Origin of the sequence: Streptomyces malaysiensis subsp. malaysiensis (assembly GCF_040653035.1) — a bacterium.
In the GTDB taxonomy this organism is placed as follows: Bacteria; Actinomycetota; Actinomycetes; order Streptomycetales; family Streptomycetaceae; genus Streptomyces; species Streptomyces malaysiensis.
Genome location: NZ_JBEZNG010000001.1, coordinates 823,375 through 847,105, shown reverse-complemented (window position 1 = coordinate 847,105; position 23,731 = coordinate 823,375). Strand labels below are relative to the sequence as shown.

Genomic DNA, 23,731 nt, shown 5'->3' with positions numbered 1-23,731 from the left:
GATCGCTTCTCGGTGGATTTCCATCGCTCGTAGATCACCGACTCCTCAAGAGCGAACAAGAAACGCACAGTGAACAGCCGAGAGCGGTCAGTTTCGCTAATCCGCTTCCGATATGAGACCACGGCCTTACTCTGAGTACAGCGTCGGTGGGGGCCGACGCTTATCAGGGGGCGAGACAGTCAGGTACGACGCCCGGGGCGGGGTAGCAATCAGAGCACGGCGGCGGCCGTGCGGGTTGTGGTGACCTTGCGCCGGGCGCCGTACCCGCACTGTTTCTCGGTGTATCCGGGATCTTCATCCGGCGACGTGGGGGGTTGTTCGTGGCACGTATTCGGGTTCTCGTGGTCGACGACCATCGTATTTTCGCCGAGTCCTTGGCGGCCGCCCTCGCGGCGGAGCAGGACGTGGACGTGGCGGCGGCCGGAAGCGGCCCGGCGGCGCTGCGCTGTCTGGAGCGCGCGGCGGCCGAGGGGCGCCGCTTCGACGTTCTGCTGGTCGACGCCGATCTGGGCACGGCCGCCGATGGCGTGGGGCCACCGCTCCACGCGTCGGCCGAGCCGGTCTACGGCGGGGCCAACGGCACACCGCACACCGGCATCCATGGCGGGCCGCATGGCGGGCCGTACGGCGGTGCCCATGGCGGGCCGCACGGCGGCCCCACCCGGGCGGTGAACGGCCGGGCGGCCGACGGTATATCGCTCGTCGGCGCGGTCCGCTCCGCACAGCCTGGGGTGCGCACCGTGGTGCTGGCCGAGCGCGACGAGCCGCGCCGCGCGGCGGCGGCGCTCCAGGCCGGGGCGTCCGGCTGGGTCGCCAAGGACTGCTCACTGGTCCGGCTGCTCGCGGTCATCCGGGGGGTGCTGCGGGACGAGACACATCTGCCGCCCGCCCTGCTCACCGGCGTTCTGCGGGAGTTGACGGCCGCCCGTAAGCACCGCACGGAAAGCGAGCGGCTGGTCGAGTCGCTGACCCCGCGTGAGCGGGAGGTGCTGCGCTGCATGGTGGCCGGGCTCGGCCGTAAGGCCGTCGCCGAGCGGCTCTTCCTCTCCCCGCACACCGTCCGCACCCATATGCAGAATGTGCTGGGCAAGCTGGGTGTGCACTCCACGCTTGCGGCCGTGGCGCTGGCCCGGCGCGCTGGCGTGGGCCCGGTCGACCTAGCCGGGGAGATTGTCGAACGGGGCGGTCAGCTGGCGTAGCAGCGCGGCCAGTTCGGCGCGCTGGGCCTGGGAGAGCTCGGCCAGGATGGCGTGCTCATGGTCCAGCAGCCCGGCCAGAGCCTGATCGGCGCGGTCACGTCCTTCGGCGGTCAGCCGGACCAGCACACCGCGCCGGTCGCTCGGGTCGGGCCCCCGCTCGACCAGCCCCTTCTTGGCGAGCCGGTCGATGCGGTTGGTCATGGTGCCCGAGGTGACCAGGGTCTGGGTCAGCAGCTGCCCGGGGGAGAGCTGATACGGGGACCCGGCCCGGCGCAGCGAGGTCAGGACGTCGAACTCCCAGGGCTCCAGATTGTGCTCGGCGAAGGCGATCCGCCGTGCCCGGTCGAGATGGCGGGCGAGCCGGCTGACCCGGCTGAGCACTTCGAGCGGTTCCACATCGAGGTCGGGGCGTTCCCGCCGCCACGCCGCGACCAGCCGATCGACCTCGTCCTCCATGGCGATCAGTGTAGTGGGTCTGTCGACATGAAGTCTCTTGACATCAAGAGATACCGTGGACCACGGTAAGGCGCGGGGCCGAGACATGGCGGCCACGGCGTCCCATACCGACCGTACCCACAGGGGGAAGACCATGACCACCGCGCCCAACTGGGATCCCCGGCAGTATCTGCGCCATGCCGGCCACCGCACCCGGCCCTTCCTGGACCTGCTGGCCCGCGTCCCCGAGCTGCCCACCGACCCCGGCCGCCCGCCCCGCATCGCCGACCTGGGCTGCGGCCCCGGCAATGTCACCGTGCTGCTCTTCGACCGCTGGCCCGGCGCCCATGTCACCGGCCTGGACAACTCCGCCGAGATGCTCGCCGAGGCCCAGCCCCTCGCGGGCCCCACCACCGGCGGTGGCCGCCTCGACCTCCGCCGCGCCGATGTGCGCGGCTGGGCGCCCGACGAGCCCTACGACCTGATCGTCTCCAACGCCGCCCTCCAGTGGGCCCCCGGCCACGCCGACTCCTTCCGGACCTGGCTGACCGGACTGCGCCCCGGCGGCACCTTCGCCTTCCAGGTCCCCGGCAACTTCACCGCCCCCAGCCACACCCTGCTGCGCGACCTGTGCAACGCCCCCGAGTGGCGCGACCGCCTCGCCGACCACCTCCGCGACCCGGCCTCCGTCCTGGAGCCCACCGAGTACCTGGAGCGCCTGGCCGCCCTCGGCTGCGAGGTCGACGCCTGGGAGACCACCTATGTGCAGGTCCTGACCGGCCCCGACCCGGTCCTCGACTGGGTCAAGGGCACCGCCCTGCGCCCGGTCCTGACCGCCCTCGCCGACGACCCGGCCGCCCGCGACCGCTTCCTCGCCACCTACGCCGCCCTCCTCCGCGACGCCTACCCCACCGGCCCGCACGGCACGGCCTTCCCCTTCCGCCGGATCTTCGTCGTGGCCCGCCCGGCCCACCGATGATCGCGGCCCTCGACCACGTCCAACTCGCAGCCCCACCGGCCAGTGAGCCCGCGCTGCGTGCCTACTACGGCGAGACGCTCGGCATGACCGAAGTCCCCAAACCGGCCGCCCTGGCGGCGAACGGCGGCCTGTGGTTCGCCCACGGCCCGGTCCAGCTGCATCTCGGCATCGACCCGGACTTCCGCCCCTCCCGCAAGGCCCACCCCGGCCTGAGGGTCACGGACATCGACGCCTTCGCCGCCCGCCTCACCGCATACGGCGCCCCGGTCGTCTGGAACGAGGAGCTGCCGGGCTACCGCCGCCTCTACTCCGAGGACCCGGTCGGCAACCGGCTGGAATTCCTGGAGCCGATCGGGTGATATCACCCGATCGGGTGATCGCGGATCCCCGTCGTCAGCTCTTGCGGTGGCCTATCAGGCGCGGTTTCGGTTCCAGCCCGTCCAGGCCGTGCCAGGCGAGGTTGACCAGGTGGGCGGCGACCTCGGCCTTCTTCGGTTTGCGGACGTCCAGCCACCACTGGCCCGTCAGCGCCACCATGCCCACGAGCGCCTGCGCGTAGAGCGGGGCCAGTTTGGGGTCGAAGCCGCGGGCCTTGAACTCCAGGCCCAGGATGTCCTCCACCTGGGTGGCGATATCGCTGATCAGCGAGGCGAAGGTGCCCGTCGACTGGGCGACGGGGGAGTCGCGGACCAGGATCCGGAAGCCGTCCGTGTACTCCTCGATGTAGTCCAGGAGGGCGAATGTGGCCTGTTCGCACAGCTCCCGCGGATGGCCCGCGGTCAGCGATGTGGTGACCATGTCCAGCATCCGCCGCATCTCACGGTCCACGACGACCGCGTACAGCCCCTCCTTGCCGCCGAAGTGCTCGTACACCACCGGCTTGGAGACCCCGGCCTTCGCCGCGATCTCCTCCACCGAGGTGCCTTCGAAGCCACGCTCGGCGAAGAGCGTGCGACCGATGTCCAGCAGCTGCTCCCGGCGCTCCTTGCCGGTCATCCGGACCCGGCGGGGCCGCCGGGTCCCGGTTCCGGAGGACCGGCCGGCCCGGCCCGGCCGGTCCTTTTCACCGCTGGTATCACTGTCGGTCGCCACGCTCTCCATCATGCCGCTCCGGCGGTCTCCTCCTGACGGCGGGCATCGATACGGGCCTGGCTGGGCCACCGGACGTCATACGCCCAGCCCGCCTTCTCGAACCAGCGGATGATCCGGGCGCTGGAGTCCAGCTGCCCCTTCATCACACCGTGCCGGGCGCAGGTCGGGTCCGCGTGGTGCAGGTTGTGCCAGGACTCGCCGCACGAGAGCACCGCCAGCCACCACACATTGCCGGAGCGGTCCCGCGACTTGAACGGGCGCTTGCCCACCGCATGGCAGATCGAGTTGATCGACCAGGTCACATGGTGCAGCAGGGCAACCCGGACGAGGGACCCCCAGAAGAAGGCGGTCAACGCGCCCTGCCAGGACCAGGTGGCCAGTCCGCCGATCAGCGGGGGCAGCATCAGCGAGACCACGGTCCACACCACGAACTGCCGGGAGACCGCCCGGACGGCACCGTCCTTGATCAGATCCGGTGCGTACTTGTACTGCGGGGTCTGCTCCTCATCGAACATCCAGGCGATATGCGCCCACCACAACCCCTTCAACAGGGCCGGAATGGTCTCGCCGTACCGCCACGGGGAGTGCGGGTCGCCCTCCGCGTCGGAGAACTTGTGGTGCTTGCGGTGATCGGCCACCCAGCGGACCAGCGGACCCTCCACGGCCAGCGACCCGGCGATCGCCAGCGCGATCCGCAGCGGCCGCTTCGCCTTGAACGAGCCATGGGTGAAGTAGCGGTGGAAGCCGATCGTGATGCCGTGGCAGCCGATGAAGTACATCGACACCAGCAGCGCCAGATCCAGCCAGCTGACCCCCCAGCCCCAGGCCAGGGGAATCGCCGCGACCAGCGCGACGAAGGGGACGGTGATGAACAGGAGCAAGGTGATCTGTTCGATGGAGCGCTTGTTGTCCCCGCCGAGCGTGGCGGAGGGAATCGGGGCCTCCGGGGCCTTCGGCGTGTCATTGACCACGTCGGGGCTTGCAGTCATGGGATCCCTCGTGGGGCTCGGGGCATGGCTACGGATCCGTAACCTACGGCGTCGTAAGTATGGCAGGGCCGGGAAGCGGGGCAATAGGGCTCTGGTTTCTCCCAGGGGTGTGCCGCCTATCCTGGGGGCGTCGGACAGCGCGGTCCGCACATGGCCGAAAGCACCGGGTCAGCAGCCCGCGGCGCCCGCCGCGCAAGCCCTGATGCCGCGCTTCGAACTCCGTTCACTGCAAGGAGCCCGCACCTGTGAGCAGTGCCGACCACACCAATGCCGCCCTGCGTGCCGATATCCGCCGTTTGGGTGACCTGCTCGGCGAGACCCTCGTCCGCCAGGAGGGACCTGGCCTCCTCGAACTGGTCGAGCGCGTCCGTGCCCTCACCCGCAGTGACGGCGAGGCCGCCGCCGAACTGCTCGGCTCCACCGACCTCCAGACCGCCGCCAAGCTGGTCCGCGCCTTCTCCACCTACTTCCACCTGGCGAACGTCACCGAACAGGTGCACCGCGGCCGCGAGCTGCGCGCCCGCCGCGCCGCCGAGGGCGGCATCCTCGCCCGCACCGCCGACCAGCTCAAGGACGCCGATCCCGAGCACCTCCGGCAGACCGTCGCCAACCTGGGCGTACGTCCCGTCTTCACCGCCCACCCCACCGAGGCCGCCCGCCGCACGGTCCTCACCAAGCTGCGCCGCATCGCCGAACTGCTCGACACCCTCGCCGTCAGCGGCGACGCCCGCCGCGCCGATCTGCGGCTCGCCGAGAACATCGACCTGCTCTGGCAGACGGACGAGCTGCGGGTCGCCCGTCCCGAACCCGCCGACGAGGCCCGCAACGCCATCTACTACCTGGACGAGCTGCACGCGGGCGCCGTCGGCGATGTGCTGGAGGACCTCAGCGCCGAGCTCGAGCGCGTCGGCGTCGAACTGCCCGCCACCACCCGCCCCCTCACCTTCGGCACCTGGATCGGCGGCGACCGCGACGGCAACCCCAATGTCACCCCCGAGGTGACCCGCGACGTGCTGATCCTCCAGCATGAGCACGGCATCACCGACGCGCTGGAGATCATCGACGATCTGCGCGCCGCGCTCTCCAGCTCCATCCGCAACACCGGCGCCTCCGAGGAGCTCCTCGCCTCCCTCCAGCGCGACCTCGAACAGCTGCCGGAGATCAGCCCGCGCTACAAGCGGCTCAACGCCGAGGAGCCCTACCGGCTCAAGGCCACCTGCATGCGGCAGAAGCTCGTCAACACCCGTGAGCGGCTCGCCGGGGACACCCCGCACCAGCCCGGCCGCGACTACCTCGGCTCCGGCGAACTCCTCGCCGACCTCCACCTCATCCAGGACTCCCTGCGCGCCCACCGCGGTCAGCTCATCGCCGGCGGTCGGCTCGAACGCTCCATCCGCACCCTCGCGGCCTTCGGCCTCCAGCTCGCCACGATGGACGTCCGCGAACACGCCGACGCCCACCACCACGCCCTCGGCCAGCTCTTCGACCGGCTCGGCGAGGAATCCTGGCGCTACGCCGACATGCCGCGCGACTACCGCCGCAAGCTGCTCGCCAAGGAACTGCGCTCCCGGCGCCCGCTCGCCCCCACCCCGGCGCCCCTCGACGCCGCCGGTGCCAAGACCCTCGGCGTCTTCCACACCATTCGCGAATCCTTCGAGCGCTTCGGCCCCGAGATCGTGGAGTCCTACATCATCTCCATGTGCCAGGGCTCCGACGATGTCTTCGCCGCCGCTGTCCTCGCCCGCGAGGCCGGGCTGATCGACCTCCACGCGGGCTGGGCCAAGATCGGCATCGTTCCGCTGCTGGAGACCACCGAAGAGCTCAAGATCGCCGACAAGCTCCTCGACGAGATGCTCGCCGACCCCTCCTACCGGCGGCTCGTCGCCCTCCGCGGCGATGTCCAGGAGGTCATGCTCGGCTACTCCGACTCGTCCAAGTTCGGCGGCATCACCACCTCCCAGTGGGAGATCCACCGCGCCCAGCGGCTGCTGCGCGATGTCGCCCACCGGCACGGCGTACGGCTGCGGCTCTTCCACGGCCGCGGCGGCACCGTCGGCCGCGGCGGAGGCCCCACCCACGACGCGATCCTCGCCCAGCCGTGGGGCACCCTCGAAGGCGAGATCAAGGTCACCGAGCAGGGCGAGGTCATCTCCGACAAGTACCTCGTGCCCTCGCTCGCCCGCGAGAACCTGGAGCTCACGGTCGCCGCCACGCTCCAGGCGTCCGCCCTGCACACCGCGCCCCGCCAGTCCGTCGAGGCGCTCGCCCGCTGGGACGCGGCCATGGAGACGGTCTCCGAGGCCGCCCACGGCGCCTACCGCGCGCTCGTGGACGACCCCGACCTGCCCGCGTACTTCTTCGCCTCCACCCCGGTCGACCAGCTCGCCGAGCTCCACCTGGGCTCCCGGCCCTCCCGCCGCCCCGACTCCGGCGCCGGCCTCGACGGGCTGCGGGCCATCCCGTGGGTGTTCGGCTGGACCCAGTCCCGGCAGATCGTCCCCGGCTGGTTCGGCGTCGGCTCCGGCCTCGAGGCCGCCCGCGAGGCCGGGCTCGACGGCGTCCTGGACGAGATGCACCAGCACTGGCACTTCTTCCGCAACTTCCTCTCCAACGTCGGGATGACGCTGGCCAAGACGGACCTGCGGATCGCCCAGCACTACGTGGACACGCTGGTCCCCGACGAGCTGAAGCACGTCTTCGAGGTGATCCAGGAGGAGCACGAGCTGACGGTGCGGGAAGTGCTGCGCATCACCGGTGAGCGGGAGCTCCTCGACTCCAACCCGGTGCTGAAGCAGACCTTCCACGTCCGGGACGCCTACCTCGACCCGATCTCGTACCTCCAGGTGACCCTGCTGCACCGCCAGCGCACCGCGCGCGAACGGGGCGAGGAGCCCGACCCGCTGCTCGGCCGCGCGCTCCTCCTCACGGTCAACGGCGTCGCGGCGGGCCTCCGCAACACGGGTTGAACACGGCGCGACGGCGGGCGGGCCCGCTCCCTCAGGGAGCGGGCCCACCCGCCGTGTATGGGTAACAAGTATTCCCGGGGGCTCCGCCCCCGGCCCCCCAGCCAGGCAGCAGCCTCCGCCGCTGCCGCACGCCCCCGCGGTGGGCACGCCATGCCCTGGGCCACGCGACCGGTTGCACGATGGCGGGGTGACTTCTTTTCCGCCGCGGCGGTGAGGACCCTCACGATGGTCTCCGGCGGTGCCGAGCGGCCCGCGCCACGGGACCGGTCACGCCACGGTGGGATGGCTCCTTTTCCCGCCGCGATGGCGAGGACCCCCACGTTGGTGTTCGGCGGTGCCGAGCTGTCCGTGCCACGGGGCCGGTTCACGCCGCGGTGGGGTGGTCCCGGGACGGAGGGTGAGTGTACGAGGACGGGGGGTCGGGGTAGCGCTACAGCGTAAGCGTGGCGAAGGACGCGCCCAGTAGTGCCGCGCCCAGTAGGCCCATGACCCAGCCCGTGCGGCGCAGGCGGAGGCCGCCGGCGACGATCAGGGAGGTGAGGAGGAGGGAGCCGCCGAAGGGGACCCAGGCGTGGAGGGTGCCGGCGATGCCGGTGCGGACGGCGTGGTCGGTGCCGGGTTTGAGGGCAACCGCCACATGGTCGCCCGTCCCGTCCGTGACCGCCTTGTCGATCCGCACCCGGCCATGTGCCTTGCCGCCCGCTTCGGCCGGGGTGAAGGAGCCGGTGCACCATTCGTCGTCGCAGTCGGAGACCGCGACCGTGCCGCGCTCGAGCCCCTTGGTGAGCATCGTGGGCTTGGCGTCGCCCCAGGAGGACCACACCCCGGCGGCCAGGATCAGCGCCGCGACGAGCACCATCGTCACGTTCTTAGCGATCAGCAGAAGTCCGTACGCGCTCTCGCCCGCCCGCCGGCCACGGCTGCGCTTGGTCACACCGGTGAAAGCCATGGCGGCGATCCTCGCCATCCCCGGGCCGCCGGTCAACCTTCCGCCGAACAAACGGGCGAACAACGTTTTTCAGGAGTTGTACGTACCCTGCGCGCGCTCCAGCCCGTCCGCGATGAGCGTCTCCACCGCGTCCGCCGCACGGTCCACGAAATAGTCCAACTCCCTGCGCTCCGCGGCGGAAAAGTCCTTCAGCACGAACGCCGCGACATCCATCCGGCCGGGTGGACGGCCGATTCCGAAGCGCACCCGGAAGTAGTCCGCACCCAGCGATTTGGTGATCGACTTCAGGCCATTGTGGCCATTGTCACCCCCGCCGAGCTTCAGCCGCAGCGCACCGTAGTCGATGTCCAACTCGTCGTGGACGGCCACGACATGACCGACCGGCACCTTGTAGAAGTCGCGCAGCGCGGTGACCGGGCCGCCCGAGAGGTTCATGAAGGACATCGGCTTGGCGATCACGACGCGGCGGCTCGCCGGTCCGGGCGGGCCGACCCGGCCCTCGACGACCTGGGCCCGCGACTTGTGCGCCTTGAAACGGGCACCCATGCGCTCGGCCAGCAGATCGGCCACCATGAAGCCGACGTTGTGGCGGTTGCCCGCGTACTCGCCTCCGGGGTTGCCGAGGCCCACCACAAGCCAGGGGCTCGTGTCGTCCGTCATCTGGATGTCTCTCCTCGAGGACGGCCGCCGCCCCACCCCCTGGCCGGCGCCGCCGTACGGAAGACGGCGGCGACGGAGACGGGGGCGGGACGGCGGCCGGGAAAGCGGTAAGGGGGCAGCGGAAGACTACGCCTCGGCGCCCTCGGCCTCGCCCTCGGCGCCCTCCTCGGCCGGAGCCTCGGCCTGGGCGGCCACCACCTGGAGTACCGCGGCGTCGTCCTCGACGGCCAGCGTGGTGCCGGTCGGGAGGGTGATGTCCTTGGCGTGGATGGTGGCACCGGCCTCGAGGCCCTCGACGGAGACGGTGACCGACTCCGGGATGTGGGTGGCCTCGGCCTCGACCGGCAGGGCGTTCAGCACGTGCTCGAGCAGGTTGCCGCCCGGGGCCAGGTCGCCCTCGGTGAGGATCGGGATCTCGACGGTGACCTTCTCGCCACTCCTGACCAGCAGCAGGTCGATGTGCTCCAGAACGCCGATCTTGATGGGGTGGCGCTGCACGGCCTTCGGGATGACCAGCTCGTCCTTGCCGCCCTCGACGCCCAGACGGATCAGCACGTTCGGGGTCTTCAGCGCCATCAGCAGGTCGTGCGCCGGAAGCGTGACATGCAGCGGCTCGACGCCGTGGCCGTAGACCACGCCGGGAACGCGCTCGGCGGCACGGGTACGGCGGGCCGCGCCCTTGCCGAACTCGGTACGGGGCTTAGCGGAGATCTTGACCTCGGCCATGGGGCACTCCTCGTAGATCGTTTACGGTGTGTGGGCGTCACCCGGCCCACGACAGACCTGCTACGAAGAGCGCGTCGATAACGGACAGCCGCGGTAAAACGCGACCTCCCTCGCCGAGCAACTCCACGATTCTACCAACGGCAGAGGCCACCCCCTCACGGGAGTGGCCTCCGGATCGGGCCTGGGGACGTTAAGCCGCTCACGCCTGCTCCTCGAACAGGCTGGTCACCGAGCCGTCCTCGAAGACCTCCTGGACCGCGCGGGCGATCGTGGGCGCCATCGACAGCACCGTCACCTTGTCCAGCTCCACCTCGTTCGGGGTCGGCAGGGTGTTGGTGAAGACGAACTCGCTGACCTTGGAGTTCTTCAGCCGGTCGGCCGCCGGACCCGACAGCACACCGTGCGTGGCGGTGACGATCACGTCCTCCGCGCCGTTCGCGAAGAGCGCGTCCGCCGCGGCGCAGATGGTGCCACCGGTGTCGATCATGTCGTCGACCAGCACACACACCCGGCCGCGCACATCGCCGACCACCTCGTGCACGGTGACCTGGTTGGCCACGTCCGGATCCCGCCGCTTGTGCACGATCGCCAGCGGCGCGCCCAGCCGGTCGCACCAGCGGTCCGCGACCCGCACCCGGCCGGCGTCCGGCGAGACCACGGTGAGCTTGGACCTGTCGACCTTGGCGCCCACATAGTCGGCGAGCACCGGCAGCGCGAAGAGATGGTCCACCGGACCGTCGAAGAAGCCCTGGATCTGGTCGGTGTGGAGATCGACCGTGAGGATCCGGTCGGCACCCGCCGTCCGGAACATATCGGCGATCAGCCGGGCCGAGATGGGCTCGCGGCCGCGGTGCTTCTTGTCCTGGCGGGCATAGCCGTAGAACGGAACGATCACCGTGATCGAGCGCGCGGAGGCCCGCTTCAGCGCATCGAGCATGATGAGCTGCTCCATGATCCACTTATTGATCGGAGCCGTGTGGCTCTGGATCAGAAAGCAGTCGGCACCGCGTGCGGACTCCTGGAAGCGGACGTAGATCTCGCCGTTGGCGAAGTCGAATGCCTTGGTCGGGACCAAGCTGACGCCCAGCTCATGGGCGACCTCCTCGGCCAGCTCGGGGTGGGCGCGGCCGGAGAAGAGCATCAGCTTCTTCTCGCCGGTCGTCTTGATCCCGGTCACAACAAGTCTCCTTGGATGTCACTTTGGTGCACTTCTCACCGTACGCCCCGCACGGCAGACCTGTGCACATGTCACTGTTGGCCCTCGTCCTCCCGACGAGCGGCCTCGGCGGCTCGCGCCGCGGCGCTTCCGGGGCGCTTACGGGCGACCCAGCCCTCGATGTTCCGCTGCTGTCCGCGTGCGACGGCGAGCGAGCCCGGGGGCACATCCTTGGTGATGACCGATCCGGCGGCGGTGTATGCGCCGTCCCCGATCGTGACGGGAGCCACAAGCATGTTGTCGGCTCCGGTCCGGCAGTGGCTGCCGATGGTGGTGTGGTGCTTGTTCACCCCGTCGTAGTTCACGAAGACGCTCGCGGCACCGATGTTGGTGTGCTCGCCGATCGTCGCGTCGCCCACATAGGACAGATGCGGCACCTTGGTGCCCTCGCCGATCGTGGCGTTCTTCATCTCCACGTACGTACCCGCCTTGGCCTTGGCGCCCAGCCGGGACCCGGGGCGCAGATACGCGTACGGCCCCACGCTGGCCCCCGCGCCGATCTCCGCGCCCTCCGCGACGGTGAACGCGACGACCGCGCCCTGGCCGACGGCGGTGTCGGTGAGCCGGGAGTTCGGCCCGACCTCGGCACGGGTGGCGAGATGGGTGGCGCCCAGCAGCTGGGTGCCGGGGTGGACCAGCGAGTCCGGTTCGAAGGTGACGGTCACATCGACCCAGGTGGTGGCGGGGTCGACGACGGTGACCCCGCTCAGCATCGCCCGCTCCAGCAGCCGGTCGTTCAGCAGCCTGTTGGCCTCGGCCAGCTGGACGCGGTTGTTGATCCCGACGATCTCGCGGTGGTCGGCCGCCACACACGCGCCCACCCGGTGCCCGGCCTCGCGCAGAATGCCGAGCACATCGGTGAGGTACTCCTCGCCCTGGCTGTTGTCGGTGCGCACCTTGCCGAGGGCGTCGGTGAGCAGCTGCGCGTCGAAGGCGAAGACCCCGGAGTTGATCTCGCGGATCGCGCGCTGCGTGGCGGTCGAGTCCTTGTGCTCCACGATCGCGGTGACGGCGCCGGTCGCGTCGTCCCGCACGATCCGGCCGTAGCCGGTGGCGTCGGGGACCTCGGCGCTGAGCACGGTCACGGCGTTCCCGTCGTCCGCGTGGGCCGCGGCGAGCCGCTGGAGCGTCTCGCCGGTCAGCAGCGGGGTGTCACCACAGACGACGATCACGGTGCCGTCGAGGGCGACCCCGCTGTCGGACAGCTCCTCCAGCCCCATCCGGACGGCGTGCCCGGTGCCGTTCTGCTCGTGCTGGACGGCGGTGCGCACCTCGGCGTCGATCTCGGCCAGATGCGCGGAGACCTGCTCCCGGGCGTGGCCGACCACGACCACGAGATGCTCGGGCGAGAGCTCACGGGAGGCGGCGACGACATGCCCGACGAGGGAGCGGCCGCAGAGGGCGTGCAGAACCTTCGGGGTCGTCGATTTCATGCGGGTGCCCTCACCCGCTGCGAGGACGACGACGGCTGCCGGGCGGTTGGCGCTCACGGGTGTGCCCTTCGGCTTCGGGGGTGGACACCCGCAGGATACCGAGAGGTTTCCGGGCGGAAAGGAAGGAGGGTCCCGAGCCGGGCGGTCAGGCCCCGGGAAGGCGGAATATAAGGCTCCCCCGCCAGGACTCGAACCTGGAACAACCGGACCAAAACCGGCCGTGTTGCCAATTACACCACGGGGGATGGCAAGAGGGGTCAATTCGGACAGTGGATCAGTCCGCCGACTTGGCCTCCACCACTATGCCGTACCGCCGGGCTTCAATGCGACGGTATAGGTCAGCCCGGTTGGGGGGTGTGGACGACGGGGTGGCGTCGGTGGTCCGCTCATCCGGGGTCGCGCGGCCGTTCGCTATGCGGACGCGCCGGGTCGAAGATGTGGGCGATTGGGGTGTTCGAGTCGAATGAGCGGTTTTACCTCGCGTTCGAGTCCCTTGTGCGCCGCCGTGTCCCCGGGAAAAGCGCTGGCGCGCGGCCGTAGGCTGGTCGCTATGACTTCGACGGGGGAAGACGCGACGGGCGCGCGGGGCGCGCCCGCGGGGCCGTTGTGGTGGGCGCGACGGCGAAGTATGGGGCTGGATGTCCTGCTCGCCGTGGCGTCGGCGGCCGAGTGCGCGGCGGAGGGCGTCGGATTCGCCCACGATGCCCGGATTCCGGTCGTCGCCGGTGTGCTGCTCGGCGCGCTCGTCGGGTCCACGCTGGTGCTGCGGCGGCGCTGGGCGATCGCCGTGATGCTGATATCGATCGCGGTCACGCCCGCCGAAATGGGTCTGCTGCTCGGCGTCGTGGGGCTCTACACCCTGGCCTCGTCCGAGGTGCCGCGCCGGATCACGGCGGTGCTGGCCGGAATGACGGCGGTGGGGAGCTTCCTCGTCACGGTGATCGGCCTCCGGCGGGACAATCCGCAAAGCGGCTTCGGGACCTCCGTATGGGAGGCCCCGATGTTCGCCACGGTGCTCACCTTGGGGCTGACCGCTCCGCCCGTGCTGCTGGGGCTGTATGTCCGGGCCCGGCGGCGGCTGGTGGAGAGCCTGCGGGAGCGGGCGGACGGTCTGGAGCGTGAGCTCTCGCTGCTGGCGGATCGGGCGGAGGAGCGGGCCGAATGGGCCCGTAACGAGGAGCGGACCCGGATCGCGCGCGAGATGCACGACGTGGTGGCGCACCGGGTGAGCCTGATGGTGGTGCACGCGGCGGCGCTGCAAGCGGTGGCCCTCAAGGACCCGGAGAAGGCGTCGAAGAACGCGGCGCTGGTGGGCGACATGGGACGGCAGGCGCTCACGGAGCTGCGGCAGATGCTGGGGGTGCTGCGGTCCGAGGACGGTCTGCGGGCCCCGGGTGCCGCCTCGGCCGCCGCCGCTTCCGTGCCCGCCGCCGGGGATTCCGCCGCGGATGCCGCTGGTTCCTCCGCCGGTTCCTCCTCCGCCGGTTCCTCGGGCGCGGGTTCCTCCGCCGAGGAGAAGCCGCTGGCGGCGGTCGCGGCCGCCGCCTCGGCCGCCGCCGAGGCGGCGGGGGGCGGCGGGCGGGGCGCGGAGGTGATCGCGGGGCCGCGGCTGGCGGAGCTGGAGGCGCTGGTCGGGCAGTCCCGGGCGGCCGGGATGGCCGTGGAGCTCTCGGTCGAGGGCGAGGAGCGGCGGTATGCGGCCCCGGTGGAGCAGACGGCCTACCGCGTGGTCCAGGAGGCGCTGACCAACGTCCACAAGCACGCCCCGGGCGCGAGCGCCCGGGTCCGGGTGGCGCATCGTACGGCCGAGATCGCGGTCCAGGTGGAGAACGGGCCCTCGGAGCGCGGCGCGGCGGACGCGGGGCTGCCCAGCGGGGGGAACGGTCTGGTCGGGATGCGGGAGCGGGTCTCGACGCTCGGCGGGGGCTTTGTGTCGGGGGCCACGGAGGCGGGTGGCTTCCGGGTGTCGGCGGTCATCCCGGACCGCACGGATCGCACGGATCGCACGGACCTTACGGATCACACCGAGCGTACGGATCGTGCAGATCGCGCCGATCGCACGGACCGCACCGATCGCGCCGACCGGACGCGCCGTACGGATGGCGCGAATCATACGGTCCGTGCGGATGAGACGGATCACACAGAGCGCGCGGACCGTGCGGATGAGTCGGCGGACCGCACCGCCGCCGAGGGCCGCGGCGGGGGCGTGGAGCGGGCGAAGAGCGCCTGAGCGCTCCGCCGGAAGTGCGCTGAGCTCGCTGGAGCTTCTCCGAGCCGCCGTCGATCGGCCGTCGCCGTCGTCGTGGCTGGTCGCCCACGCGGCGGAGCCGCATATCGACCCAGCCGCTGCTGAGCCGCGCATCGACACAGCCCCGCGCCCCTTCAGGGCGCCTCCGCACCGCGGCCGACTTCCGCCGGCCTGCTGAGTGCCCGCGCGCCCGTCCCGCCCGTCCCGTCTCATCGCGCGCGGTACGCGCGCTACGCGCGGGTCAGTCTGGCCGGGAGCGCGCCCGTGACGAGGGTGCTGAGGGCGGCGTCCAGGGTGGGGCCGAGGTACCAGTCGCCGGTGTGGTCGAGGCTGTAGATCCGGCCCTCCGCGTCGATGGTCAACAGCGCCTGCCCGTCGGCCTCTTCGCCCAGTGGGGAGACCTCGGTCTCCAGGGCCCGGCCCAGGTCGCCGAGGGTGCGGGCGAGGTGGAGGCCGTGGAGGGGGTCGATGCGGAAGGGGGTCGGGGCGATCTCGCGGCCCGTGCCGGGCGGCTGGATGTGCAGTCCGCCGAACTCCGCCCATGCCTCGACCGCCGCCGGGAAGACGGAGTGCCGGTGGCCCGCCGGGGAGGTGTGGGCGCGCAGGGCGTCGGCCCAGACCTCGGCGCGTCGCATGTCCCAGCGGCCGGGCTGCCAGCCGGCCTCGCGCAGGGCGGCGTCCACGGCGACGGAGAAGCGGGTGACGTCCAGGCGGTCGATCGGCTTCCGCGCCGGGCGTGTCGGCTGTGTCCGGGCCGCGCCCGGAGCCTGTGCCGTCTGTTGTGCTTGGTGTGCTCGGCTCACGTGCTCTCACCCACCACCCGTACGCCGAAATGGGCCAGCAGCGCGGCGCAGGACAGGCAGGGCGGGGCGTAACTGCCGTGCTGCGGATCGCCCGCCTCCCGGATCCGGCGGGTGGTGAGCTTGGACTGCTTGAGGGAGCGGCGGGCCTCACCCTGGGTGAGCGGTTTGCGGGAGGCGCGCTTGGAGCGGCCCGCTTCGACGTTCGACAGATGGCGGGAGAGCAGGATGGCCTCCGGGCAGCGGCCGGTGAATCGTTCGCGCTGGCCGCTGGCGAGCGCGTCGAGGAATTCCTGGACCAGTGGGTGGAGCGTCGGCGGCTGGTCTCCCTTGCCTCCGGTGCAGGTCAGCGTGGAGCCACGGACGGACAGCGCGGCCGCCACGGCGGGCAGGATGCCGTCGCGGCGGTGGCGGACCGGCGGCGGGCCGGCGTCGGGGTCGACGCTGCTCCATCTCAGCCGGGGATCGCCGGCCGCGGGGGCGGCGCCGTCGCCGCCTCCGTTGCTCTGCGTGATGTGCATGTGGTGCATCCCTCCCTGTGCAATCCCCCGGTTGCAATGATCAGATTGCCAAATCCCGTGGGCGCTGCGGTAGTCCGGGCCTGAACGACCTGGTGGGGGCCGGGACCGCCGCGGGGGCGGGTGGCCGCCCGGTTCGGACTGTTGCGTCACCGCATAGGCTGTGCCCAGTAGCCAGCATCAGCAGGGGGCAACCGCCATGACGACAGGTCGGCTCGGGCAGCATGCCGCGCCACCGAACACGGCCTACGCCGGGCAGGTCGTGCACTTCCCGGATCCCGTCCGGGCCGCACGCCACCCCAAGGGCGTCCGAGTGGACGAAGACGGCTTTCCGGACTTCTCGCCGTATGCGCGCGCGGCCGCCGAAATCGCCGAGCCCCCGGAGGGGTTCGGCGTCGACGAGCTGCGGCTGACGGACTACGTCTCGGCGAACGCGGCGCTGCACGCCACGGGCCATGAGCTGTGGAACGGATCGTCGGCGGTGGCCACCCCGCACGGCTGGACCTGGCACCACGTCGCCGGCACCCGCCGTATGGAGCTGGTTCCGGTCGAGGTCAAGGCCCTGCTCCGGCACCACGGCGGGCTCGCGACGGCGCAGGTCGACCAGGAGAAGCGGGGCACCCGCCCGTTGCAGGAGACCCGGCCGATCCATGTGGGCCTGCCGCTGAAGGGCGTTTCGGTCACCGAGGAGCAGGTGCTCGGCGTCGAGGAGGACCTCGGCTATCGGCTGCCCGAGTCGTACCGCTCCTTCCTCAAGGCGGCGGGCGGCTGCGCACCGGTCGGCGCGGCGCTGGACCCGGAGCTGGGGCTGCTGATCGACCAGCCCTTCTTCACGGTGCGCGACGAAGCGGCGATCAACGACCTCGTCTATATCAACAAGTGTCTGCGGGACCACTTCACCAAGGACTATCTGGGCGTCGGCTTCGTCCAGGGCGGTGTGGTCGCGGTCAAGGTGAAGGGTGACGCGATCGGCTCGGTGTGGTTCTGCGCGTACGACGACGCACGGGACCGCGACGGCTGGACCGTCCAGGAGCGCGTGGAGCGGCTGATGCTGCCCTGCGGCGACGACTTCGACGCCTTCCTGCTCCGGCTGGCGGGCAATCCGCCGGAGCTGGAGACCGTGGCGAACCTGATGGTGGACGGTGGATTCGCGTACGCCGTCCCGGTGGAGGGGTGAGCGCGATGGTGACCTACGCACAGGCGCAGGAGCGCGCGGAACTCTGGATCAACGGCGATGTACCCGCCTATCAGCAGCGCGAGGCGCGGGTCCGGGAGTTCGACCTGGGCTTCGTGGTCTGGGCCGAGGACCGCGCGGACGGGCCGGTCTCGGGCCGGAGCGCCGAGGGCGTGCGGATGGTGATCGCCCGCGACAGCGGCGAGACCACGCTGTGGCCGGGGCTGCCGGTGGGTGAGGTGATCCGCCGTTACGAGGAGCGGTACGGCACGACCGACGGCTCCCGCGACGAGTCCACCAGCGGCCGCCAGCAGCGCATCGACTTGAACGCGACGTCCTTCCTGCTCACTCCGCCGGAGTGGCTCCAGGAGGCGGCGGACGCGATGAGCAGCAGGTCCGAGGGGCGGCTGGACCTTCCCGAGCAGCGGCCGGGGGCGGAGCCGGGTGGCGGTGCGCCCGATGCGGCCGCTGCCTCCGCTGCCGCCGCTGCTTCCGCTGCCTCCGCGCCGGTTTCGGGCCCTCCCGCATCCGCCACGCCATCCGCCGCTCCGCCTCCTTCACCTCCCGCGCCCGCCCAGGACGGCTGGCCGGCGGCCGGTGGGTCGGGGCAGAGGGCCCAGAGCATGGACGACTGGCCGGCGGACGGCGGGGCGCAGGGCGCGCCGCCCGCTCCACCCGCGCCCGTCTCTGGTGCTCCCGCCCCCGGCGCTCCCGTTCCCGGCACTCCCGCTCCGGGCGCTCCCGCTCCGGGTCCGTCCCAGGGGCGGGGCGGGGCCGTGGACGACTGGCCGTCCGACGGTGTCGCACGCCCGCTCGCGGCCGACCGGCAGCAGGACGCCCCGCCCGCACCGGGTGCCCCGTCCGGCGGCGAGGGCTGGCGGAGCGCGCCGCCGGCCGGTGGGCCGAGTCCGTGGGCCCCGCCCGCGCCGGGCTCCGGTACGCCCTCCTCGGGCGGCCAGGCCGGTAACGCGGCCACGCCCGGCGGCGGTACGCCATGGGCTGGTACGGACATCACCGGCGACGATGACGACGACCGCTCGGTCGCCCCGCCCGCCACCGTCTTCGCCCCGCCGCTCGCGGGCTCCGACGACGAGGACACCCCGCCGCCGGGCGTACGGCCGGACGCCAAGACCGAGTTGATGTCCGGCGGCAGCTCGCTGCCGCCCACGGCCATCGCCCCGGGCCTCGACTTCCCGCCGCCGCAGGGCGGCCCCACCGCCAGGCCGGGCGCGGGCCCCAACACGAGTGACCTCGCCGACGCCGCCACCCACAAGGCGGGTGGCGGCGCTACGCCTCCGCCGCCCGGCGCCCCCGGGACGCCCGGCGCCCGGCCGGGCGCGGACTCCACGCCCCCGACGCCTCCGCCGGCGCCGTCCGGACCCGGCGCCCCCGGCGCTCCGGCCGGGGGGTACGTACCGACGCAGCTGGTCTCGCAGCTCGGCCCCGACGGTCCTGATGGCCCCGGTGGCCCCGGTGGCCCTGGCGGTGCCCCGCAGCCGCCCGGCCCTCCCGGTGCGCCTGGTGTGCCTGGTGGTGGGCAGACGCCTCCGCCTGGTGCTCCGGGTGGGCCCGGTGGTGGGGTGCATGCCGCCGCGACGATGCTCGCGGGTGGTCCGGGCGCCCCCGGTGGTCAGACCCCGCCCCCGGGCGCCCCGCAGCCGCCCGGTCCCCCCGGACCTCCCGGGCCGCCCGGACCTCCCGGAGTGCCCGGAGCCGGGCAGACGCCGCCTCCTCCGGGTGCGCCTGGTGTGCCTGGTGGTGGGCAGACGCCTCCGCCTGGTGCTCCGGGTGGGCCCGGTGGTGGGGTGCATGCCGCCGCGACGATGCTCGCGGGTGGTCCGGGTGCCCCCGGTGGTCAGACCCCGCCCCCGGGCGTCCCGCAGCCGCCCGGCCCGCCCGGTCCCCCCGGCGCTCCGGGCCAGGGTGCCCCGTCCGGCCCGCAGCCGCCCGGCCCACCCGGTGTCCCCGGTGCGGGTGGTCCGCATACGCCGCCGCCCCCGCCGGGCGCGGCCGGGCCGCCCTACCCGGGCGGACCCGGGGCGCCGGGCGCCCCCGGTATGCCTCCGCCCGCCGGCGCGCCCGTTCCGGGTATGGCGCCGCCTCCGGGTGCGGCCGCGCCGGGTATGGCGCCGCCGCCCGGCTATGCCTATCCGCCGCCGCCTCCCGGTCAGCCGACCGTGGGTCCGGGCTATATGGCGGTGCTGCGCTACCGCGCGCAGGACGGCTCGGAGCAGCAGCTGATCCGGCGTTCGGCGCCCGGGACCCCGCATCCGGAGTGGCAGATCCTGCATGAGCTGCGGGCGATGAACGTGCCGCCGCAGCAGGTGCTCGAGCTGCACACCGAGTTGGAGTCGTGTGATCTGCCCGGTGGCTACTGCGCCCGGATGATCCGGGAGAGCTGGCCGCAGGTGCGGATCAGCCACACCGCCGCGTACGGGCGCGATCACGCCACCCGGCAGCAGGGTGTGCGTCATCTGCTGGAGCACCAGGGCGAGCTGCACCAGGTGGCGGACGGCCCGGCGCGTCCGGCGCCGAACCGGGTGCCGCTGCCGCACCCCAGCCAGGTACAGCCGATTCCGCCGGTGCCGCCGGAGGGTCTTGCGCATGAGCTGGGCCAGGCGTTCGGGCCGCAGGGCATCGTCCGCTTCGACCAGCGCGCGGTGTCGCGGACGGGCGTTCCGGACGTGGTGGCGCAGACGCTGGTGTGGGCGGGGCTGCCGCTGGACTTCGGTCCGTTCTTCTGGGCGCAGGCCCAGGCGGGCCGCCCGGTGCCGACGCTGGCGGAGCTGGCGGCGGAGCGCGGGGTGCAGTCCGCGCCGGACGCGGGCTCGTACCTGGTCATGGGCAATGACTTCGGCCGCCAGCTGTGTGTGCAGTACGGCACGGCGAACATCGTGGCGGTGCCGCTGGAGGCGACGCCCCAGCCGACACCGCCGCAGTTCGTGAACACCGGCCTGCCGGAGTTCGTGCGCTGCATGGCGCTGCTGGGCCGGATGTGGCGGCTGCGGTACGGGCTGACGCCGGACCAGGCGGGCCGTTGGACGGTGGACTTCCAGGCGCAGCTCGCGGGCCTGGACCCGGCGGCGCTGTCCACTCCGGACAACTGGTGGGCGGTGCTGCTGGAGCAGATGTGGGACGGGCTGTTGTGAGTCCGGCCGGGCATGTCGTGAGCCCGTGAGCCCGTGCGCGCGGTCCTCAACCGCGCGCCCACCGGACGAACGGTGCACGCCACCGAACGAACCGAACGAACCGAACGAATGGCGATCGAGGCGCCCGACCCCCGTGACGGGGGCGGGCGCCTCGTCGTTGTTGTCACCGGCGGTGCTCCCGGCGTTGCCACCGGCGCGCCTCCTGGCCGGAGATATGGGCGGAGTGTCGCGTTATGGGGGATGAGAGGCCATCTATAAAGATGTGCGCCGAAGCGCGTTGCATACCGGACAAAAGGGGTTCCAAGGATGGGCGCATCGGTGTCACGTCATGGCTTCACCATCGTCGGCGGACGGGGCCGTGGCTACCGTCCCGCGCAGGTCGACCACTATGTGGCCGAGCTGTCCGAAACGCGGGACGCGGCGTGGGAGCGCGCCGCGCGCCTCACCGTGCTGGCCAATGAGCTGACCGCCGAGGCGGAGCGGCTGCGCGAGGTGATCGCCCAACTGGTCCCCCAGACCTATGAGTCGCTCGGCGACCGGGCCCAGCTGATCCTGATGGCGGCCGAGGAGGAGGTCGTCTGTCTGCGGGCGGCGGCCGAGGCGTCGGCGCAGGAGGAGTGGGAGGCCGTGCAGGCCGTGGCCCGTACGGTGCGGGACGCCGCCCGGGACGAGGCCGAGCAGGTCCGCGAGGTCGCCGAGGCGGTGGCGCGCGCCACCGTGGAGTCGGCCCAGGTGGACGTGGACGAGCTGCGGGCCGCCTCGCGCCAGGACGCCAAGGAGTGGCGGACCCAGGCGCTGGCGGAGCTGAAGGAGATGCGGCAGCGCACCGCCGAGATCCTGGCCGAGCAGGAGCGGGAGCACACCGAGCGGTGGGAGGCGGCGGGCCGTGAACTGGTCGAGCGGGACAACGCGATGACGGCCCGGCTGGCCCAGCTGGAGGAGTACGCCCAGGCGACGCTCGCCGACGCCAAGCGGGAGTACGGGATGGCCGAGCAGGCCGCGCGGCTGCGGCAGGAGGACGCGCAGGCACAGGCGGCGGAGATCATCGCCCAGGCGCGGGCCCGGGAGGAGCGGCTGGCGCGGGAGACGGAGCGGACGCTGCGCGAGCATGTGGAGCGGCGTGAGGAGCTCAAGGCGCATCTGGAGCATGTGCGCGGCAGTCTGGCGGCGCTGACCGGCAAGCCGGTGGCCGAGGACGCGGCGGCGGCCCCGCACCACGAGTCCTGACCCGCTCGCGGACCGCCCACGGGCCTAGGGGTGTCTGACGGATCGTGACGCCTGCGGCGGGCTGTTCCCCTCCCCGCCCCTTCCCGAAACTGGGGCTCCGCCCCAGACCCCCGGCCGGGGCTCCGCCCCAGACCCCCGCCCGGGGCTCCGCCCCAGACCCCCGCCCGGGGCTGTGCCCCAGGCCCCCGTTCGGGGCTGTGCGCCAGGTACCTGTTCAGGGCTGCGTCCCAGAACCCGGCCCGGGGCTGCGCCCCGGACCCCGGGGGTCCAGGGGCGGAGCCCTTGGTAACGGGAAGGGGCGGGGAGGGGGAAGGCCCGTCGGGCACCCTGTAGGCATCGGCGCACCGCTGACCGACGCACGCGTCGGCGGCCGCGGTCGCCTCCGGTCGCCGTTCAGGCTTCCGCGTCCGCGTCCGCCTCCGTACGGATCGGAAAGCGGCGCGGGGCGAGGAACACCAGGGCCAGCAGGGCCAGTAGCGCGGCGGTCGCCGAGCCCAGGTAGACGTGGTCCACGGCGGTGTCCACGGCCCGCCGGAGATAGTCGGCGGCCTGGTCGGTGAGGGTGCCGGGGTGCTCCAGGGCGCGGGAGACCGAGTCCAGGTCGTCGGGCAGCCCCGGCCGGATGGCGGCGGGCGCCTCGGTGAGCCGCGAGGCCAGGGTCGCGTTGGCCACGGCGCCGAAGAGGGCCGCCCCCACGCTCTGGCCGACCTGGCGGCAGAAGAGGATCGAGGCGGTGGCCGTACCCCGCTCGGCCCATTCGACCGACGACTGCACCCCGATGATCAGCGGCAGCTGGAAGAGCCCGAGCGCGCCGCCGAGCAGCAGCATGATCAGCGCGGGCTGCCAGGGGGCGCCCGGGTAGGGGAGGAAGGGGAAGGCGGCCAGGACCAGCGTGGCGGCCGTCATACCGGTGATGGCGCACCGCCGGAAGCCCACGCGGTTGTAGACCCGGCTGCTGAGCGCGGCCGCGATCGGCCAGCTCAGCGTCATCGTGGACAGCACGAAACCGGCCGGTATCGGTCCGAGCCCCAACACCGACTGGGCGTAGGTGGGCAGAAAGACGGTCGGGGCGATCATCAGCAGACCGAGCGCGGCGAAGGCGACGTTGACCGCCGAGATGGTGCGGCGGCGCCAGACCCAGCCGGGGATGATCGGCTCGGCGGCGCGCCGTTCGATCCATACGGTGGCCGCGACGCACACCGCGGCGCCGCCGAGCATGGTGAGCGAGGGCGCGGACAGCCAGCTCCAGGCCACCCCGCCCTGGACGAGCGCGGTCAGCAGCAGTCCGCCGGTGAGGAAGACGCCGAGCGCCCCGGCCCAGTCGACCTTCGGGCGGCTCTCCCGGTGCCGTACCGGCTCGTGCAGATGGCGGGCGATCAGGGTGAGCGCCAGGGCGCCGACCGGCAGATTGATGAGGAAGATCCAGCGCCAGTCGGCGTATCCGGCGAGCAGTCCGCCGATCGCGGGGCCCGCCACCGAGGACAGCGCCCAGACCGAGGAGAGCCTGGCCTGGATCTTCGGGCGCTCCTTGAGCGGGTAGAGATCGGCGGCGACGACCTGGATGGTGCCCTGGAGCGCCCCGCCGCCCAGCCCCTGGACGACCCGGAAGGCGATCAGGGACGCCATGTTCCAGGCGCCGGCGCACAGCAGTGAGCCGATGACGAAGACCACGATGCCCGCGAGCAGGATGGGTTTACGGCCGAAGGTGTCGGAGAGCTTCCCGTACAGCGGCAGCGAGACGGTGACCGCGAGCAGATAGCCGGAGAAGAGCCAGGAGAAGACGGAGAAGCCGCCGAGATCGCCGACGATCTGCGGTACGGCGGTGGAGATGATGGTCGAGTCCAGCGCGGCCAGCGCCATGCCGAGCATCAGGGCGGCGGCGACCGGGCGGCGGCCTCGGGGGGTGGGAGTCCCGGGATGTGGCTGGGGTGCGGGGGGCCTGGGGTCCGCGTCCATCGGCCGTCGTGCGGT

At 72.4% G+C, this 23,731-nt stretch carries 19 protein-coding genes and 1 tRNA gene; 8 read left to right on the top strand and 12 right to left on the bottom strand.

The features are described 5' to 3' along the window. The first annotated feature begins 320 nt into the window (after positions 1 to 320). A complete protein-coding gene (locus AB0E24_RS03745) occupies positions 321 to 1,199 on the top strand; it encodes a response regulator transcription factor (protein WP_100809231.1) in 879 nt (292 codons plus the stop codon). Here AB0E24_RS03745 and AB0E24_RS03740 read toward each other — a convergent pair. Further along, the gene (locus AB0E24_RS03740; protein WP_069864737.1) at positions 1,158 to 1,655 is read right to left on the bottom strand and encodes a MarR family winged helix-turn-helix transcriptional regulator; all 498 of its coding nucleotides are present in this window, start codon (positions 1,653 to 1,655) and stop codon (positions 1,158 to 1,160) included. The two genes, AB0E24_RS03745 and AB0E24_RS03740, sit on opposite strands and share 42 nt — an antisense overlap. A 133-nt stretch (positions 1,656 to 1,788) precedes the next feature. Between AB0E24_RS03740 and AB0E24_RS03735 the strand changes: the two genes are divergently transcribed. Next, positions 1,789 to 2,613 carry a trans-aconitate 2-methyltransferase gene (locus AB0E24_RS03735; protein WP_079258731.1) on the top strand — a complete coding sequence of 275 codons (825 nt, stop codon included), beginning with the start codon at positions 1,789 to 1,791 and terminating at the stop codon, positions 2,611 to 2,613. Next, on the top strand, positions 2,610 to 2,972 hold the full coding sequence (locus AB0E24_RS03730) for a VOC family protein (protein WP_147966957.1): 363 nt from the start codon (positions 2,610 to 2,612) through the stop codon (positions 2,970 to 2,972). The genes AB0E24_RS03735 and AB0E24_RS03730 overlap by 4 nt, the downstream gene beginning before the upstream one ends. Positions 2,973 to 3,006: 34 nt before the next feature. On the opposite strand, the gene AB0E24_RS03725 is transcribed toward AB0E24_RS03730, so the two are convergent. Continuing rightward, the gene (locus AB0E24_RS03725; protein WP_069864731.1) at positions 3,007 to 3,717 is read right to left on the bottom strand and encodes a TetR/AcrR family transcriptional regulator; all 711 of its coding nucleotides are present in this window, start codon (positions 3,715 to 3,717) and stop codon (positions 3,007 to 3,009) included. After that, positions 3,714 to 4,694 (bottom strand): acyl-CoA desaturase, encoded by a 981-nt coding sequence (locus AB0E24_RS03720; protein WP_359374678.1) that lies wholly within the window; start codon positions 4,692 to 4,694, stop codon positions 3,714 to 3,716. Before AB0E24_RS03720 ends, AB0E24_RS03725 begins: the two co-directional genes overlap by 4 nt. Before the next feature lie 245 nt (positions 4,695 to 4,939). Between AB0E24_RS03720 and ppc the strand changes: the two genes are divergently transcribed. Next, positions 4,940 to 7,660, top strand: a complete 2,721-nt coding sequence (ppc, locus tag AB0E24_RS03715; protein ID WP_069864728.1) for a phosphoenolpyruvate carboxylase — start codon at positions 4,940 to 4,942, stop codon at positions 7,658 to 7,660. A gap of 430 nt (positions 7,661 to 8,090) precedes the next feature. Here ppc and AB0E24_RS03710 read toward each other — a convergent pair whose 3' ends face one another. From AB0E24_RS03710 to AB0E24_RS03685, 6 genes are all read right to left on the bottom strand, one after another. Beyond that, on the bottom strand, positions 8,091 to 8,609 hold the full coding sequence (locus AB0E24_RS03710; RefSeq protein ID WP_093704900.1) for a hypothetical protein: 519 nt from the start codon (positions 8,607 to 8,609) through the stop codon (positions 8,091 to 8,093). Positions 8,610 to 8,678: 69 nt separating this feature from the next. After that, positions 8,679 to 9,269: an aminoacyl-tRNA hydrolase gene (pth, locus tag AB0E24_RS03705; protein WP_069864726.1), complete on the bottom strand. Its 591-nt coding sequence runs from the start codon at positions 9,267 to 9,269 to the stop codon at positions 8,679 to 8,681. A 126-nt stretch (positions 9,270 to 9,395) separates the two neighbouring features. Then, positions 9,396 to 9,995, bottom strand: coding sequence for a 50S ribosomal protein L25/general stress protein Ctc (locus AB0E24_RS03700; protein WP_079258735.1), 600 nt, complete (start codon positions 9,993 to 9,995; stop codon positions 9,396 to 9,398). A 199-nt stretch (positions 9,996 to 10,194) separates the two neighbouring features. Then, positions 10,195 to 11,172, bottom strand: a complete 978-nt coding sequence (locus tag AB0E24_RS03695; protein ID WP_069864721.1) for a ribose-phosphate diphosphokinase — start codon at positions 11,170 to 11,172, stop codon at positions 10,195 to 10,197. 71 nt (positions 11,173 to 11,243) lie between these two features. Further along, positions 11,244 to 12,701, bottom strand: coding sequence for a bifunctional UDP-N-acetylglucosamine diphosphorylase/glucosamine-1-phosphate N-acetyltransferase GlmU (glmU, locus tag AB0E24_RS03690; RefSeq protein ID WP_359374674.1), 1,458 nt, complete (start codon positions 12,699 to 12,701; stop codon positions 11,244 to 11,246). A 116-nt stretch (positions 12,702 to 12,817) separates the two neighbouring features. After that, positions 12,818 to 12,889 (bottom strand) — tRNA-Gln (locus AB0E24_RS03685). A gap of 305 nt (positions 12,890 to 13,194) precedes the next feature. Here AB0E24_RS03685 and AB0E24_RS03680 point away from each other — a divergent pair. Then, complete coding sequence (locus tag AB0E24_RS03680) at positions 13,195 to 14,874, top strand: sensor histidine kinase (RefSeq protein WP_435865240.1); 1,680 nt, start codon at positions 13,195 to 13,197, stop codon at positions 14,872 to 14,874. Between the two features lie 248 nt (positions 14,875 to 15,122). On the opposite strand, the gene AB0E24_RS03675 is transcribed toward AB0E24_RS03680, so the two are convergent. Together AB0E24_RS03675 and AB0E24_RS03670 are read right to left on the bottom strand one after the other, a co-directional pair. Further along, positions 15,123 to 15,611, bottom strand: coding sequence for an SUKH-3 domain-containing protein (locus AB0E24_RS03675; protein WP_069865559.1), 489 nt, complete (start codon positions 15,609 to 15,611; stop codon positions 15,123 to 15,125). Between the two features lie 80 nt (positions 15,612 to 15,691). Next, positions 15,692 to 16,213, bottom strand: coding sequence for a YwqJ-related putative deaminase (locus AB0E24_RS03670; RefSeq protein ID WP_069864715.1), 522 nt, complete (start codon positions 16,211 to 16,213; stop codon positions 15,692 to 15,694). 196 nt (positions 16,214 to 16,409) lie between these two features. On the opposite strand from AB0E24_RS03670, the gene AB0E24_RS03665 reads away from it, so the two are divergent. The 3 genes from AB0E24_RS03665 (at position 16,410) to AB0E24_RS03655 (ending at position 21,760) form a co-directional block, all read left to right on the top strand. Then, the gene (locus AB0E24_RS03665; RefSeq protein ID WP_069864712.1) at positions 16,410 to 17,387 is read left to right on the top strand and encodes an SMI1/KNR4 family protein; all 978 of its coding nucleotides are present in this window, start codon (positions 16,410 to 16,412) and stop codon (positions 17,385 to 17,387) included. A gap of 5 nt (positions 17,388 to 17,392) precedes the next feature. After that, entirely contained in the window at positions 17,393 to 20,533 is a 3,141-nt protein-coding gene (locus AB0E24_RS03660; RefSeq protein WP_359374787.1) for an SUKH-4 family immunity protein, read from the top strand. A gap of 306 nt (positions 20,534 to 20,839) precedes the next feature. Next, positions 20,840 to 21,760 carry a coiled-coil domain-containing protein gene (locus AB0E24_RS03655; protein WP_069864708.1) on the top strand — a complete coding sequence of 307 codons (921 nt, stop codon included), beginning with the start codon at positions 20,840 to 20,842 and terminating at the stop codon, positions 21,758 to 21,760. Between the two features lie 393 nt (positions 21,761 to 22,153). On the opposite strand, the gene AB0E24_RS03650 is transcribed toward AB0E24_RS03655, so the two are convergent. Next, positions 22,154 to 23,716, bottom strand: a complete 1,563-nt coding sequence (locus tag AB0E24_RS03650) for an MFS transporter (protein WP_079258739.1) — start codon at positions 23,714 to 23,716, stop codon at positions 22,154 to 22,156. Positions 23,717 to 23,731: the final 15 nt, after the last annotated feature.

Coding starts and splice junctions, on each gene's coding strand:
- AB0E24_RS03740 (WP_069864737.1), bottom strand. CDS start 1,655: ATGGAGGACGAGGTCGATCGGCTGGTCGCGGCGTGGCGGCGGGAACGC.
- AB0E24_RS03735 (WP_079258731.1), top strand. CDS start 1,789: ATGACCACCGCGCCCAACTGGGATCCCCGGCAGTATCTGCGCCATGCC.
- AB0E24_RS03730 (WP_147966957.1), top strand. CDS start 2,610: ATGATCGCGGCCCTCGACCACGTCCAACTCGCAGCCCCACCGGCCAGT.
- AB0E24_RS03725 (WP_069864731.1), bottom strand. CDS start 3,717: ATGATGGAGAGCGTGGCGACCGACAGTGATACCAGCGGTGAAAAGGAC.
- AB0E24_RS03720 (WP_359374678.1), bottom strand. CDS start 4,694: ATGACTGCAAGCCCCGACGTGGTCAATGACACGCCGAAGGCCCCGGAG.
- AB0E24_RS03710 (WP_093704900.1), bottom strand. CDS start 8,609: ATGGCTTTCACCGGTGTGACCAAGCGCAGCCGTGGCCGGCGGGCGGGC.
- pth (WP_069864726.1), bottom strand. CDS start 9,269: ATGACGGACGACACGAGCCCCTGGCTTGTGGTGGGCCTCGGCAACCCC.
- AB0E24_RS03700 (WP_079258735.1), bottom strand. CDS start 9,995: ATGGCCGAGGTCAAGATCTCCGCTAAGCCCCGTACCGAGTTCGGCAAG.
- AB0E24_RS03680 (WP_435865240.1), top strand. CDS start 13,195: ATGACTTCGACGGGGGAAGACGCGACGGGCGCGCGGGGCGCGCCCGCG.
- AB0E24_RS03670 (WP_069864715.1), bottom strand. CDS start 16,213: ATGCACATCACGCAGAGCAACGGAGGCGGCGACGGCGCCGCCCCCGCG.
- AB0E24_RS03665 (WP_069864712.1), top strand. CDS start 16,410: ATGACGACAGGTCGGCTCGGGCAGCATGCCGCGCCACCGAACACGGCC.
- AB0E24_RS03660 (WP_359374787.1), top strand. CDS start 17,393: ATGGTGACCTACGCACAGGCGCAGGAGCGCGCGGAACTCTGGATCAAC.
- AB0E24_RS03655 (WP_069864708.1), top strand. CDS start 20,840: ATGGGCGCATCGGTGTCACGTCATGGCTTCACCATCGTCGGCGGACGG.
- AB0E24_RS03650 (WP_079258739.1), bottom strand. CDS start 23,716: ATGGACGCGGACCCCAGGCCCCCCGCACCCCAGCCACATCCCGGGACT.